This window comes from Pseudophaeobacter sp. A-200-2 (assembly GCF_041008815.1).
Classification (GTDB): domain Bacteria; phylum Pseudomonadota; class Alphaproteobacteria; order Rhodobacterales; family Rhodobacteraceae; genus Phycobacter; species Phycobacter gallaeciensis_A.
In genome coordinates, this window is sequence record NZ_JAXGFU010000007.1 from 223,845 (window position 1) to 239,013 (window position 15,169).

12 protein-coding genes and 1 tRNA gene are annotated in these 15,169 nt (G+C 56.2%); 8 read left to right on the forward strand and 5 right to left on the reverse strand.

Annotated elements, in window-relative coordinates; genetic code table 11:
- Positions 1–128 precede the first annotated feature (128 nt).
- The 4 genes from SM766_RS12635 to SM766_RS12650 all read left to right on the forward strand — a co-directional run bounded on the left by SM766_RS12635 (position 129) and on the right by SM766_RS12650 (position 4,378).
- Positions 129–1,760, forward strand: a complete 1,632-nt coding sequence (locus tag SM766_RS12635; protein WP_368947995.1) for a peptidoglycan-binding domain-containing protein — start codon at positions 129–131, stop codon at positions 1,758–1,760.
- A gap of 170 nt (positions 1,761–1,930) precedes the next feature.
- Positions 1,931–2,017: transfer RNA gene (locus SM766_RS12640), tRNA-Leu, on the forward strand.
- Between the two features lie 192 nt (positions 2,018–2,209).
- Entirely contained in the window at positions 2,210–3,163 is a 954-nt protein-coding gene (locus tag SM766_RS12645; RefSeq protein WP_368947996.1) for a site-specific integrase, read from the forward strand.
- Between the two features lie 249 nt (positions 3,164–3,412).
- Positions 3,413–4,378: an HNH endonuclease gene (locus SM766_RS12650; protein WP_368947997.1), complete on the forward strand. Its 966-nt coding sequence runs from the start codon at positions 3,413–3,415 to the stop codon at positions 4,376–4,378.
- Positions 4,379–4,484: 106 nt separating this feature from the next.
- Here the strand turns inward: SM766_RS12650 and SM766_RS12655 are convergent, their stop codons facing one another.
- A complete protein-coding gene (locus SM766_RS12655) occupies positions 4,485–5,054 on the reverse strand; it encodes a recombinase family protein (protein ID WP_368947998.1) in 570 nt (189 codons plus the stop codon).
- Between the two features lie 495 nt (positions 5,055–5,549).
- Here SM766_RS12655 and SM766_RS12660 point away from each other — a divergent pair, with 495 nt between their 5' ends.
- Both SM766_RS12660 and SM766_RS12665 read left to right on the forward strand, forming a co-directional pair.
- Positions 5,550–6,176: a hypothetical protein gene (locus SM766_RS12660; protein WP_368947999.1), complete on the forward strand. Its 627-nt coding sequence runs from the start codon at positions 5,550–5,552 to the stop codon at positions 6,174–6,176.
- Positions 6,177–6,633: 457 nt separating this feature from the next.
- On the forward strand, positions 6,634–8,424 hold the full coding sequence (locus tag SM766_RS12665) for a DEAD/DEAH box helicase family protein (RefSeq protein ID WP_368948000.1): 1,791 nt from the start codon (positions 6,634–6,636) through the stop codon (positions 8,422–8,424).
- 337 nt (positions 8,425–8,761) lie between these two features.
- On the opposite strand, the gene SM766_RS12670 is transcribed toward SM766_RS12665, so the two are convergent.
- On the reverse strand, positions 8,762–9,310 hold the full coding sequence (locus SM766_RS12670) for a YecA/YgfB family protein (protein WP_133245370.1): 549 nt from the start codon (positions 9,308–9,310) through the stop codon (positions 8,762–8,764).
- Positions 9,311–9,898: 588 nt separating this feature from the next.
- Here SM766_RS12670 and SM766_RS12675 point away from each other — a divergent pair.
- Positions 9,899–10,876 carry an ABC transporter substrate-binding protein gene (locus SM766_RS12675; RefSeq protein ID WP_368948001.1) on the forward strand — a complete coding sequence of 326 codons (978 nt, stop codon included), beginning with the start codon at positions 9,899–9,901 and terminating at the stop codon, positions 10,874–10,876.
- 3 nt (positions 10,877–10,879) lie between these two features.
- Positions 10,880–12,589: an ABC transporter permease gene (locus SM766_RS12680; RefSeq protein ID WP_368948002.1), complete on the forward strand. Its 1,710-nt coding sequence runs from the start codon at positions 10,880–10,882 to the stop codon at positions 12,587–12,589.
- Positions 12,590–12,603: 14 nt separating this feature from the next.
- Here the strand turns inward: SM766_RS12680 and SM766_RS12685 are convergent, their stop codons facing one another.
- From SM766_RS12685 to SM766_RS12695, 3 genes are all read right to left on the reverse strand, one after another.
- Positions 12,604–13,122, reverse strand: coding sequence for an HD domain-containing protein (locus tag SM766_RS12685; protein ID WP_368948003.1), 519 nt, complete (start codon positions 13,120–13,122; stop codon positions 12,604–12,606).
- On the reverse strand, positions 13,109–14,182 hold the full coding sequence (locus tag SM766_RS12690) for an ABC transporter ATP-binding protein (protein ID WP_368948004.1): 1,074 nt from the start codon (positions 14,180–14,182) through the stop codon (positions 13,109–13,111). Before SM766_RS12690 ends, SM766_RS12685 begins: the two co-directional genes overlap by 14 nt.
- Positions 14,183–14,288: 106 nt before the next feature.
- Entirely contained in the window at positions 14,289–14,999 is a 711-nt protein-coding gene (locus tag SM766_RS12695) for a GntR family transcriptional regulator (RefSeq protein WP_368948005.1), read from the reverse strand.
- Between the last annotated feature and the right edge of the window lie 170 nt (positions 15,000–15,169).

The following is a 15,169-nucleotide window of genomic DNA, read 5'->3' on the forward strand; positions in this document are numbered from 1 at the left end:
GGCACCTCTGATGGAGTTTTAGGAAAATGGAAGTCCAATGCTGCAGGAAAAAATCTGCAGAAAATCAGCATTTTCAGGGTATCCTATTTGCAACGATTCTTTTTGTTGTTCAATAGAGGGCCTGTTTCATGTTCCGTACCCCGATCAAGACCGCGCTTGCGGCGACCCTGTTTCTATCTGCCCCTTCTGGCCCCGTTGCTGCTGATAATCTTGGGGCCGCTCTTCTGGGCGGCATTGTCGGCGGCGCCATCGTCAATGAGGTGAACCGCAACAAGAAACGCCGCACCGTCAGCCAAGGCTATTCGGCCACGCGGGCGCACAACCGTGAAACGCAGGCTTCTCTCAACTACTTCGGCTTCCCGGCGGGTACGCCGGATGGCGTCATGGGGCGTCGGTCCCGGACTGCGATCAGCCAGTACCAGGTCCATATGGGTTTTCCGGCAACCGGTCAGCTGACCGCCTATGAACGGGATTTTCTGGTCTCATCTTATAATCGTGCCCAGATCGGTGGTCCGCAGGTAATTAAGGCGATGCAAGGCCCCAACGGCGTGCGCGGCTTGCTGCACACCTGGCGGGATGAGGCCGCAGGCGTGCGCAGCGCCAGCACCGGCTATGCCGGACTGCCGATCGAGGTCAGCGATGCTGTCGATGAAATCGCCGCCTCTGCCGAACCGAGCGCCGAACAACTGTTGCAGCGCTCCGGGTTCATGCAGCTGGCGGACATCAACGGCGACGGCAAGAATGATTATCTGATCGACACCTCCGTTTCGGGCAGCTCTTTCTGGTGCGGCGCCTCGCATTGTTCGGTCATGGTCTTTGCCTCGACCCCGCAGGGGTACCAGCGCAACGATTTCATGGCGCGCGGTGTCACGACGGCGAGCTTCTCCTGCCATCAGGGCGTGTGCCGCATGAATGATACGATGCAGGCCTCGGGCCAGGGGGCAGGGCAGGCGGTACCCGCAGCCCCGGCGCCTGCAACACCTCCGGCTGCGTCGCAGCAGGGCGGCACGGTGATGGCATCGGTCGGCGGTCAGGCGCTCGGAGCGATCCCGACCTTCAACGCGCCTTCGCAGGCGGCACAGACGGCCTCTTTGGCAAGTCATTGCAGCAAGGTCAGCCTGCTGACCAATTCGAATGGCGGTTATATGACCGTGTCGACGATGACGGACCCTGACCTCGCGCTGGGCGAGCAGTTCTGCATCGCGCGCTCCTATGCGATGAATTCGGGCGAAGCCATCGTGGCGACCCTGACGAATGTGACTTCGGCGCAGGTCGACAGCCAGTGCGATTCCTTTGCCCCGGCGATCCAGCCTTTCCTGGCGCGACTGGACTCTGACAACAGTCAGGCCGTCATGGCAGATGTGCAAAAGTTCGTGCTGCAATCCAACATGTCGATTGATCAGCTGGCCAACACGGCGGCCGTCTGCATGTTCTCGGGCTATCGCCGAGACAAGCTGGATATCGCGATGGGATCGGCGCTGATCATGGTCGCCATCGGCAAACGCCCCTACGCCGAGCTGATCGGCCACCACATGTCGCAGGGGTTCGGTGCAGCCAAATCCGTTCCTGCGGCGCAGGATTGGTACGGCGTTGCTGTCACGGCCCTGGAAAATGGCGCCGAAGCGGTCTTCTCGCCCGGCCAACCGGAGCGCGCTGGTCTGATCAAGGCGGCGGCTGCGCAACTCGGTGGTTCTGGCCAACTGCAACCCGTACCGGCCTCTGGCGCCGCGGCGGCCTTGCCGACATTCTCGAACAACTGATCTCCGATCCCACTGCGGAAAGGGGCAGTCAACCGGGCGATTGCGGGCCAGTTGAAGTCTCGTTTCAGCGGTCACAAATTTTCGAAGAGGCAAGATGTCAATTTCGGCATTTTGCCTCTTCACATCATCAGGCGGCTCGTCTATACGCCCCTACACCAAGCCTAGGCAGTGCGGTCGTGGCGGAATTGGTAGACGCGCAGCGTTGAGGTCGCTGTTCCTTAACCGGAGTGGAAGTTCGAGTCTTCTCGACCGCACCAACTATCCCAAGCAAGCTTATGTTTTCCCTCGTTTATTCTTGCGAGAGGTAGCATCTGTTGGCACACATTCGGTACACAATTGAGCGTCGTGGGGTCTTCTATTACAATCGAAGGACTCCCAAAGGTTCAGTCCAAAACTATGGACCAAGCATTCGACTCAGCCTTGGGCGTGACAAGTCCGCTGCGGAGGCGTTGGCTGAGCGTTTGACGTCTTTGCTGGATGGGGCATTTGCTTCAGGTCAAAAGATTGACTTAAGTACCGCTATCGCTTCGATGCAGCCAAGGCGGTTTACCCTTGGAGAGGTGTCTGCCGAGTATCTTGAGCTGCGAGGGATTGATCCTAAGCCCACCAAGTTAGCGGTCGAAACACTCTGCAAGCAGGCGGGGGATCAAACAATCGGAAGCTACACGAGGGAAGATGCAAAGGCCTTCGTGCATTCGTTGCGAAGCAAAGGGAACTCGACAGCGACGATTAGGCGCCGACTGGGCTGCATTTCTGCCGTACTCAACTACGGCTTCTCAGAGCTTGAGATCGAAAAGCGGAATCCCTTCTCTCGCCTGATCATCAAAAACGAAGGACAGGACAGGAAGAAGCGAGGCACCTTCACCAAGGAGCAACTGCGAACCGGCTACGAAGAAGCTCTGGCATCCAAAAGCCAGATACGTTTGCTGATGCCCATGCTTGGAGAGACGGGCTGTAGGCTGGGCGAGATTGTCGGCATGAGGATTGAAGACATAGACCTTGAACAAGAGGTCATCCACATACGTCCAAACCCCATGAGACGCCTCAAAACGACCGGCAGCGAACGGTCCTTACCATTGGTGGGCTACGGGCTGGAGGCCATGAGAGCGGCTCTCCTTACGTCTGGTGATGGTTGGCTATATCCTCGTTACATCCATGAGGACGGCTGCCGGGCAACACATGCATCCAATGCTTTGAACAAGTGGCTGAAGGCTAGGTTTGATGGCCTGACTGCCCATAGCCTCAGGCACACCATGAGGGACCGGCTCAGAGAGGTAGAGGCTCCACTGGAGTTGATCGACCAGATTGGTGGATGGTCTAGTGTTGGTGGCGTAGGCGCTTCTTACGGTCACGGCTACAGGATGGGCACTATTCGGAAGTGGCTTCAAAGGGCGTCCCTGTGACACCCTAGGGCCAAAAACAATCTTCCCCAGCTACACCGGGCCATATCATTTCCACAGGCTTTTGGTGCACGCTGTTGTATGGCAATCCGCTGGTCTTCTTACAGACAGCAAGGGCTTCCGCTTCTGTGGAGGCTCTGACGTAGCCCCACCGACTAGGCAGGTAGTCTGGGGCTCTTTTGGCTTCTGCTTTCCATGTACGCATGTCATGATTGAAGTCTGAATTTGTTAACACTTTATTAGGGCCACAGAATGGCACAATTAAATAACTTACTGGATGGATTGCCCGAGATACACGTCGCTTCCCTTCAATGGTTTGAAGATAGAAAGGGCCAGAGAGTATCTTGGGCCGAGATGAAGGAGCTAGCAGAACAGGAAGACGGAATGCGCCTGAGCACCGCTGCCAAGGGCATCTACAAGCCTGCCTATACTGACTATGCGCTTAGCGTCCGTACTGTCCAAGATGGACCATACCCAGACAAAGACGTTGAGCATCGCCCTGATGGAAGCTGGGTATGCCAGTATTACCAAGAGAACCAAGATCCTGCCCTTAGAGACACACAGGCCACCAACAGAGGCTTGATGCTGTGCATGGAGAACGAGGTTCCTGTCGGCTTTCTTATAAAGCGGCAGAGCAAGCCCCGGGCCGAATACGATGTTCTTGGGATTGGGTTCGTCACGTCTTGGGATGATGGCTATTTTACGATTGAGGGGCTCTCAGATGATGGGGAGTTCAAGACCGACAGATCGCAGAGTGATGCAGCTGCATCCAGAACCAGGCTCTTGAGCGATCCGCAAAATGAAGAACTGTTGGGCGCTTATGACGACAATCGAGAGTTCCAGATCCGATCTGTAGCCATGAGAAGAGGGCAGTCTGCCTTTAGGAATGGCCTGCTTGTAGCATACGGGTCTCAGTGCTGCATCTCTGGCTGTGACGTTCCAGCGGCTCTAGAGGCTGCTCATATCGCCCCATATTTGGGTGAACATTCCAACAAGGTGAACAACGGCCTACTGCTGCGTTCTGATTTGCATACTCTCTTCGATTTGGGGTTGTTGGCTGTAGATGCGAGCTACCGCATACACCTTGCGCCTGAGCTTCTGTATTCAGGGCAGTATTCAAGCTATAAGAACAAGGTAATTGCTTTGCCCAACGACAAGTCAGAGTGGCCTGATCCGGCAGCTTTGGCCAATCACCAGAAGTGGGCGGGCTTCGAGTGAATTCTTTCTTTTGGATTCTGAGGCGTAAACCGGCCAAGGCCAAACCGTTTCGGAATTTTCTGGAGGGTCCCACGATTGATTTGAGACCTTCCGTGCACCTACGCTATCAAGCTTCTTCGTTCAGTATCCGGTGAACTGACATACGACTTATGCCCAGCGCATCTGAGATCTTGTAGGTGGATAGACCTTCATTCCTGAGATCCCTGACCTTCTGCCTGTCGATCCGCTTCTTGCCCCCCTTGTAGACGCCTTTGGCTTTGGCCTTGGCGATACCTTCGGCTTGTCTCTTGCGGATGATGTTCCGTTCAAACTCAGCAAAGGCGCCCATCATCTGAAGTTGGAGCTTCGCAAAAGCATCGTCAGAACTGGCAGAGAACGTCAGCCCTTCTGATTTGAAGGTGATCGTCACCCCCTTGTTGTTCAGGGTTTCGATGATTGACTGAAGGTCTCGCAGGTCCCTTGCCAGTCGGTCAATGGAATGGACAACTACAACGTCCCCATCTCTGGCGTAGTCGATCATTTCTTGAAGCGCTGGGCGGCCAGCTGCTGACTTGCCCGATAGTTTCTCTTCGAAGGTCTTATCAACCTGCCCCAGATCCTGCCGATCAAGGTTTTGGTCTGTGGTGCTCACTCGTCTGTAGCCTAGGGTCGCCATGGTAACCTCAGTTGGTAACATATGACTCTAAACTAAGGTGATTCTAGTCACATATGAAAGCAAAATAATCCTAATGTTACTATCTGGCAGTAACATGCGACCAGTAACAGCAGGCTGTACTTCATTGATACCACATTGCATGGTTATTCCTGAATTCACAGGCTTCCAGATGCCCTTAGTAGTTCTAATCAAAAAATTGGCATTCCTATGTAGAAAGGCAGTGTTATGAAGAAGAGATCCTTACTTTCTACAACAGCCATACTACCCATTCTCGATCTAACCCTTCCGACACGTTCTCGCTCGCCTTCAAAAAACCGGATAGCCCCAAGTAGATCTGGTGCCGCAAGTGCCGGAGGTGCAATTGGCATACTTCGACATGTAAAGTTAGAGTGCCCTGCATTCACACCTGAACGTCAACAAAGTGTTTCCGGACAGTCCGTCGAGTATGTCACACGCCATATTGAGGCTCGATACCTTGAAAGCGCTCGTTCTGGGTACTTCAGATTTGGAACGCTTATGGACTACAGAGCCGATGAAGGTGCTGTACAAGGGCGCCTTGGGGACCCGGAGGAAAGCAGATTAAGGGAGGTATTTCGCTCTCGAAGCAACTTTTTCTCTGATGCTGACATCGAAGGATTGAGACTTACAAATTGCACTTTCGACGGGTTTTCACAGCACGTGGTTGTTGAGACCGTAGTGAATGACTTTTGTTCTTGCTCATCAATTGGGACCTTCGACCCCACTCGAGGGCAGTTCCTACGGGACCGTGAACAACAGGAGGAAAAGAAGCCTGGTGCATACGTTACATATCACGTGCCTACTCTGATGAAGGCCCTATCCAACCGGCTTAAAGCTGACGGGTGGAGCAACCTTGAGCTTTTTGGACGGGTTGTTGAATATGGAAAAAAGGATAGGCATTGGTCCGTTGAGAGCAAATTTACCTATACACGAGATGCCGATGCACTGGCAGTCTGGTTAGGCATTGCATTTATTAAATCGAAAGTCTTCTCCCATGAGGAAGAGTTTAGAATACTGGCAATAGACAGAAGCAAGCCGGGTGACCTTGACGCAAGTGCCAAGCCACTAGTTATTGAGCACGATAAGGGAATTTCCGGTGCTATAGCATCTTTGGACTACTATTAGGTAGCACGGTCGCTGTAGCGCTGCGCAAGGCTTGGCAGTGCACTCAGGTAACCATCCTGCCAAAACGGCTTGGTGGTTCATCAGGTCCTTCTATCTAACAGTGAAACCCTTCTCGCCATGCAACACTGGGTGAAGGGGCTGGGTGATTAAGGGGTTGATTTATAGAGAATTTTTAGTGCGCCGTCCGGCTTTGTTTGGGAGGGCAAGTTTTCCTAGAATTTCAGCCATCCGAGAGTTCTCTGAAGCGTCGGCCTTGCATGGCTCCAACTTTTGGTGTATCGTAGTTAGCATATTGAAGGGCTAGTCCGTATGACTGGTCCTTTTGCTTTTGTCGGGTGGCTTTCGTGCCCCCGTAATTTCTCAAAATCTAGCACGACCTACCCTGCCTTGATGCAGGCTTAGACCCTTCTGGGGTCTTTTTTGCGTTGTGCGTTCCTAATCATAAGGAGTGCTGAAATTGCTCGATATCAAGCTGTATGAACAACAAAAGGAGACCTACCAGACCGACTACCAATTCAGAGCGTCTGTGGTGGTCGCAGAGGCAATCTATCGGAAGGGAATAGGGTTAGAACCCGGCCCAAGATACATTTCTATGCCTGTCGGATGCGGTAAGACCACCGGTGCGATCTGGGGCATCGTCCGGTTTGCAAAGAAAAACCCCGACAAGAAGATCTGCTTTCTGACGCCCTATGTAAAAGGCGTGGAGGAGCAGTTCGATAAGCTCGAGGCTGAACTTGGGGAGGCAAATGTGGGCCGCTTCTACAGTGGCGCCTCTGGGAGCAAATCAGAACAGCTTAAAAAGCCAGTGTTTGTCTGCACCCACCAGTTTGGCAGCTACAACTTGGCCAAGCTCCAAGACCGTGATCTGGTTGTGGTAGACGAAGCTTTTTACGGCTCCGGCGATGTGCAAATCACTTCGGGCGATATCTACAAGGCCAGTGAATGGGCTAGACGGCAAGGCATCCGTGCTGACGAGTTTCGAAGTGTATTCGAGCTACTAGATGGCTTCGTGCAGCAACAGCATATCGGCGACGGTTTTTTGCCTATCGACCCTTCTGACATCGTCTATGATCTGTCTCTCATTGCCAAATATGACTTTTCAGAAGTCGTAAACCCATTTGGAGATGTGGAACGGATTGGAGATTTCCAGAGCTTCTGTGCTGCGATGCTCGAAGGGCGGGCTTTTGCGGCCCACAAGGCCAATGGCCGAGTAACCTTCGTATCTGGTGCGCTGGGCATCCCCTCGATGGAAAATACGGTTGTGCTCACGGCAACAGGTGGGATGACCTACGAGGCTGTGGGGACCTTCACGGAAATTCCCTTGGTGAAGCACAGCTTTGTTGCTCCGAGGTATGATCAGCTCACGTTGGTCAGGCTCTCGGATCCAGAGATCAAGGGTAGCTACAAAACGTGGAAATCTGCAAAGATCAAACCGGAAGTCGTCAGCTATGTTGAATGGGTGTTAGAGCAGGTTGCAGAGGATGAAATCTACTTCTCTGTTCCCAAGAGTGTTTTCGACGGGTGCCTGACTGACTTCTTTGGGTTTGGGGCTGGTGCCAAGGTCGATCTACCGGCGATCGTACACAAAGACGGGAAGACAATTCACCTCAGTCATCATCATGTCGGCATAGGCTCAAACAGCTACAAAGACTGTAAAGCCGTCGTGTACCTGTGGGATAATCACATTCCCAAGCTGGCCTCTGTCCGGAAGTACCACGTCTTGTCTGGGGAGGATGTTACTGAAGCAAGCTTGGAACAGGCCAACAATGGCGACCTCCGTGGGCCGTTTGCCAAAGTACGAGATGCTTCCCTCGTCGAAAATGTGATGCAACAGATCGGCAGGGGGGCCATTCGACAGATCGACGGGAGCAGACAAGCAGGTCAGATGAAGGCGTATGTGTTGGTTGAACCGAAAACCTTCGGTGAACTCCAACTGCAAATGAAAGGTAGCCAGACGGTTGATTGTGATGGATTTGGGAGAATTCGGAGACCATCGGGGAGAGTTCGAAAGGTTCTGGGTTATCTAAAGGATAATACTGGAGCGGACTTGAGGGCATCAGAAGTTCAGAAATGCACTGGAACTATTATCAATAGGGTGAAGAAGGAACTGGAGGATTTGGAAGGGCAACTACAAAATATCGGCTACAGGTTTCAGAAAGGTCGTAGAGGTCGAGGCAATGAAGCAATGTTCATATGGATTGGTGAATCTGAAGATGACAACTACACCAAAATGGAGAAGGTGGCTTAAAAGCTATATCTACAGGTTCTCTCATGCTTGTTAATAATAACCATATGACATCCTTATAGGATATTGGTCTATTTTAGTGGGATCTTGAGATGACTCAAGTGCATGCTTAAGTTTGTGATTTCTTATCATTGTATATTGTGTAGTTGAAAGATTCTTGTGAACGAATCTATTCCCCCTGAGGCGTTAGACTTATGATCTGCCTTTGGGTATGAGTTGAATCAGAATATTTCTTCACCCTGTAGTTGCCCAATATGGATAATGGATCCTGAGGATAGGGCTGTAATGGCCCTTTCTGACTCACGTTCCTATTTTGCCTAATACTGTGCTCTGGAACCTCTCAGCTGCGGTCTATTGCCCGACAGAACTGATAAACCTCGACTACAGTCGTAGGAATGGCCTTGGAGGCTTCATCTAGGGCTTGGGGTAGCTGCTCCTCCGGGATGCCCAAGAGCGACTGTCCACTATCATCGAATAGGTGGGCCATGATCGGCGTCATAAGGTGAACATGCTCACGACTTTCGGTCAGCTTCAGCCAAGCCTTCGGTCTGAGGGCTACGGCATCCATAAATCCTTCGCACCAGTCCATCCCTATGACTTGGCCCTCAGGTCCTTCCCAGAAGATCGGGCTTGGTTCTGGGGAGGGCGAGGCAAGGTCTTTGGCTATGCTTCCGTGCAAGTGTTCTACGGTCTCGACTACCCACTTGGGAAGATTGTCTGGGGCGTCTCCAAGAGCCTTGCGTAGCCACTCTTCACGAGGAATAGGCGCTGGGCTGCAAACTACACCGTGCAGAAAGCCATCAAGATCCGACAGCATCATGCAGTCCTCAGGGCTGTCATCTGACATTAGGAACTGATCCAGTGGGGCTAAGTCGAAATCATCGGACATCTGATACACCTACTTGCGCTGGGCATCATGGACATTTGTAGTCGCCAATCCCAAGCGTGAACATGGGATCAATAACCCTGAAACTTGTCACACATTGTGTCACACATTCGAGCCAAACATCCGATTTTGACGTTGGTTCTTGACGTTTGAGGAGGCGCTGGTATTTCTGGCAGTCTGAAGAGGGTTTGCGTAAGTATTTGCTTTTGCTGGAAAACGATAGTTTTGATCGAGAGCGTTGAGGTCGCTGTTCCTTAACCGGAGTGGAAGTTCGAGTCTTCTCGACCGCACCAACTATCTTCCCTGAGTTGATTGATCTGAGCGTTCCCATGTCGAGGAGCGTAATCGCAGCGGGTCGTTTCCTGCTTGCAAATCAACCAAGCGGTCTGTTCACCCAATGAGACGGGCGCGGGCGTTGGTTGGCATCTGTACGCATGCATGGGGCTGGCAGCAATGCAGGCCATCTGATTGGCAGGGCCTGTGGGTTTGCGGAAATAAGCGCGCTGTCGGCTTTTCAGGCCTTCCGTCGGAATGTTGTTACACGGCGCTGCTAGCCCGGTGAGCAATCGTAACCACTCTACGGAGACACACATGCGTTTCGCTCTTTCCGCGCTTGCCGCCGCCTTGTTGTCCACCTCTGCGTTTGCCGCCGATGTGTCGGGCAAGCTGGTTGTCTATACCTCACAGCCCAACGCCGATGCCCAGCAGACCGTCGATGCATTTCAGGCCAAATACCCCGACATCGAGGTCGAATGGATCCGCGACGGCACCACCAAGATTATGGCCAAGCTGCGGGCAGAGTTCGCGGCCGGTGCGCCTCAGCCCGATGTGCTGCTGATCGCAGATATGGTCACCATGGAGGGGCTGGAGGCCGAAGGGCGCCTGATGGCTTATCCCGAAGCGGACACATCCGCTTATGATACGGCGTTGATGGATCCCGAGGGGCACTATTTCTCCACCAAGCTGATCACCACCGGGATCGTCTACAATACCGGCGCTGAAATGGTGCCGACGTCCTATGCCGACCTCCTGAAGCCCGAAGCCAAGGACAAGCTGGCGATGCCTTCGCCGCTGACCAGCGGCGCCGCGACCATTCACATGGCCGCGATCACCAGCAACCCCGATCTTGGCTGGGACTTTTACGAAGGCCTCGCGGCACAGGGCGCCAATCCCAAGGGCGGCAATGGCGGCACCTACAAGGCCATCGCAGGTGGTGAGAAGCTTTATGGCTTTGTTGTCGATTTCCTTCCGATCCGCAACAAGCTGGCCGGTGCCCCGGTCGAGTTCGTCTTCCCCGAGGAGGGCGTGTCGGCCGTGACCGAACCGGCCGCGATCCTGTCGACTGCCAAGAACCCCGACGCGGCCAAGGCCTTTGTCGACTTCCTGCTCTCCGAGGAAGGCCAGCAGATGGCATCGGACATGGGGTATCTGCCCGCGCATCCAGGCATCACCCCGCCGGAAGGTTTCCCGGCGCTGCCCGATATCAAGCTGCTCGAATTTGACCCGGCCAAGGCACTGGCTGAAGACACCGAGAGCAAGATGAAGTTCACCGAGATTTTCGGCGGCTAACCCTTGTCCCGATTGAATTATTTCCGCAGCGGAGAGGGGTTGGCCCTTGCCGCTGCGGTGCTTTATGCCTTGTTGGTTCTGGTCTATCCCCTCAGCCTATTGGCGCGTGTCGGGATAACGCAGGACGGCATGCTCAGCCTTGCGCCGCTGCTGGAGGCCCTTGGGTCCCGCTCGGTCTTGCGCGCCTTCTTCCATTCTCTGGAAAGCGCCTTTTTGTCTTCTATCCTGTCATTGGTCGCTGGGACGGGGATCGCGCTGGTCATGGGGCTGACCGATATCCGCTGGAAGGGGGCGTTCACCTTCCTGCTGCTGATCCCGATGATGGTGCCGCCGCATGTGACCGCGATTGCCTGGATACAAGCGATGGGGCCGTCCTCGCCGATCCTGCGCAGTCTGGGCATTGCGCCCGAACTGGGGGCGACCCATCCGCTTTATTCAAAGGGGGGCCTCGTCTTCCTTCTGGGCGTGCAGCATACGCCACTGGTTTTTTTGGTGGTGCTGGCGGCCCTGCGCAGCCTGCCGCGGGAAATGAGCGACGCCGCACGGATCGCCGGGGCCCGCAGTATGGGGCTGTTGCGGCGGATCATTCTGCCTTTGCTGGCGCCGACGCTGATCGCAGCCTTTGCGCTGGCCTTTGTGTCGTCGCTGGGCAATTTCGGCATTCAGGCGCTGCTGGGCATTCCGGCCCGCTATATCACACTGCCGGTGCTGATCTGGCAGAGGCTTGCAAGCTTCGGACCTTCGGTCCTGACCGATGTTGCGGTGATCGCCTCCCTTCTGGCGGTGCTGGCGGTGACGGTCATTCTGGTTCAGACGCTCTTGCTGCGCCGCACCCGCAACACGCTGATCGGGCCGCCGCAACCGCCACTGCAGATCCGATTGGGCCGGCTGCGGATCTGGGCCGAAGGCGCACTGGCGGGGCTGGTCTTTGCGACGCTGGTGCTGCCGGTTTCGGCGCTGCTGGCGACCGCTCTGGTGCGCACCTACGGGCTGCCGCTGAATGCAGAGACCATCACGCTGGACAATTTCACCGAGGTTCTGTTCCGGCAGGCTGTCACGGCGCGGGCGTTTCTGAACTCCTCCCTCAGCGCAGGTGTCGCCGCCGTTGTGATTTCCGTGGGCTGCATTTTCGTGGCGCGGTTCATGGCTTCGCGCAGGGGCGCCACGCGGCGTACCGGGATGGGCATCGCTACCCTGGCCGAGATGACCTATGCCATTCCGGGGCTGGTGATCTCGATCGCCTTCATCCTCGCCTTCCTGAAGCCGCTGCCGGTTCTGAACATCGCGCTCTACAACACGCTCGGGATCATCTTTCTTGCGTATCTTTGCGCGTTCTTTTCCGTCGGGTTGAAGCCGGTCAGTGCCGCCTTTGTGCAGCTTGATCCGGCGCTGGAAGAGGCCGCCCGCATCGCTGGGGGCGGCTATATGTTCCGGATGCGCCGCATCTTTGTGCCGCTGATCGCACCGGCAGCGGCCTCCGGCGCGATCCTGGTGTTCCTGACGGCCTACAACGAAGTGACAGTCTCGGCTTTGCTGTGGTCCTCGGGCAATGAAACCATTGGCACCACGATCTACAATTACGAGGATGGCGGTTACACCACCCTGGCGGCGGCCATGGCAAGCGTCACGATTGTGGCGACGGTCGCGCTGATGGTGGCGCTGGACCGGCTCGGCAAGAACGCCCCGCGCGGCGTTGTGCCCTGGCGGATCTGACCGGCCCCCCCGGATCAGTCCAGCAGCGGGGCGAATTCGGCGTCGATGGCTTCGAAAACCGGAAGGTAGGCTTCTGTAGTGTCCAGAATGGCCGCGTTGCCCGCGTGCCGGACCCGGATGTCGGCAATCCGCGCGGCAAGGCTGAGGCTTTCACCCCTGGGGCCGGAGCGGTTGTCGCAAAAGGTCAGCGCGCGGCTGAGCACGGTTTCAGTCATTCGGCAGTCCGGGCCGTACAAATGCATCAGATCGGGTCTGCTGCGGCTGGCCAGTCCGCGCGCGCCGGAATGATGCAGCACCGCGTCGACGATTTCGCCGTCAAACCCATCCTTGCGGGCAATCTCGGCGCCATCGACGGGGTGGAATCCGGTTGTGGCCAGAGAGCGTGCATAACCGATGTCGTGATAGGTGGCAGCGGCGATCAGGCGACCAGAGAAGGAGCGCCGCGCCTCAATCGCCTGGGCTGTCCTGATCACCTGCTGGATGTGGGCCAGCCGGTCATTGTCCGGCGTAAACCAGTCTTCAGGCCGTCTCATCCGGCTCTCCACGGGTTTGCATTTGCGGCAGCACCCAGGCTTGATCGACGGCGAGCGACAGGGGCTGGCCGATGTGCAGCGCCGTACCATGTGTCAGCGACAACAGCGCGCCCCCGGCGATTTCAACCTCTGCGTCCCATATGCCGCCGCGGTAAAGGATACTGCGGACCGTGCCCTGCAAGCCGTCCTTGCCCGCATCCGGCAGGATTCTGATCCCTTCGGGCCGCAACAAGGCCTGCGCCGGGCCATTCGGGTGGCAGGGCAGGGCGGAGGCAGGGAAGCGATACCCGGCCAGTTCGGCGCTGCCATTCTGATAGGTGACGGGCACCAACGCGCCCTGACCGATGAAACGCGCCACCTCGGGGCAGGCCGGGCGGTCGTAGATCTCTTGTGGGGTGCCGATCTGCAGGAAGCGCCCGTCCTGCATCACCGCCATCCTGTCGGCCAGCGCCATGGCTTCGCGCTGATCATGGGTGATGTAGATGGTGGTCGCCCCCGAAGAGCGGTGGAACCGCAGCAGTTCCTTTTCCATGGTGCCGCGCAGGTGCGGGTCCAGATTGGCAAGCGGTTCGTCCATCAGAACGGTGTTGGCGCCTCCGGCAAGGCAGCGCGCCAGCGCGACCCGTTGCCGTTGACCGCCGGACAAGGCCTCGGGCTTGCGATCCGCCAGCGCCTGCATGGAAACCGTCTCCAGATGTGGCTCGGCCAACCGGGCGGCCTGTTTGCGGGACATGCCTGCGGCTTCCAGCGGAAAGGCAACATTGCCCCGCACCGTCATATGCGGCCAGAGCGCGTAGGATTGAAACACGAAACCCGTGCCGCGCTGTTCCGGTGGCACCATGGTTCCGTCCCCGGCAACCAGATCCCCGTGCAGCCGGATTTCGCCCTGATCCGGGGTTTCCAGTCCGGCGATCAGCCGCAGAAGCGTGCTTTTGCCGCAACCGGACTGCCCGACGATGACAAAGAATTCATGCTGGGCAATGTCGAAGGAGACGCCATCGACGGCGGGTTTGCCTGCATAGGTCTTGCCAATCGAATTGACCTGTATTCCGCCTGCCATCCGTCGCCTTTCGGGAATCAAGAGTTCACCTGTCCGGGCTACATGGTCGGCTGGGGTAACCGTTTTATGACAGGGCGCGTTTCCATGCCGGATGCGGGGCAGGGGCTCAGCCCTTCAGGATCTCTTTCAGGCTTCCACTCGGCTTGGGCGTCTCGCTGAGGTCGAGCCCGGAAACGATATCGAGCAGATGGCTTTTCATCAGCTCTTCGGCGTCCTGACCGTCCCCCCGCCGGAAGGCATCGACCAGCGCGTGATGGGCGTGCTTTTCACACAAGGCGCTTTGCCGTTTCCAGTAAAGCGCGATGATCAGCGAAGAGCGCGCCACCAGCCGCTCGATAAAGCCCGCGATTGTGGATTGATCCGCAATGCGCGAAATCTCGATATGGAAATGCCCCGACAGGCGCAGGGCCTTGCCGACTTCGCCCTCAGCCAGGGCCTCGTGTTCGGCGGCGATATGCGCCTCCAGCCGGGCCACGGCTTCTGGCGTCATACGCTCTGCCGCCGAGTGGGCGGTGCGCGGTTCCAGCAGGGCGCGTGCCTCGAAGACTTCGCGCGCCTCGCGCACGGTCGGCTGCGAGACAAAGGCGCCGCGGTTGCGTTTCAATTCGACCAGTTCCACATGCGACAGCGCCTGAAGCGCGCTGCGCACCACGGTGCGCGAGACATTGTAGATCTCACTCAGCTCATCCTCGCCCAGTTTGGTGCCAGGCAGAAGGCGATGCTCATGGATCGCCTGGCTGAGAGAGGCCACGAGATGGGCCGAGGGGCCGTTCACAGCGGGTTGGATAAAATCGGGTTTGTCTACGAATCGCGTCATGGGGTGCTCCTGCCACAGACATGAGGGCTGGCGGATTCCATGACAAGACGAAGTCATATCGAATACGGTATATGAGATTATTGTATACAATATTGTGCGCAATATTTGACCAAAGCCCGCACAACAGCGGTCAGATTGCAGGCAATTGCGAGAATCGGCCCTTTCCGTGA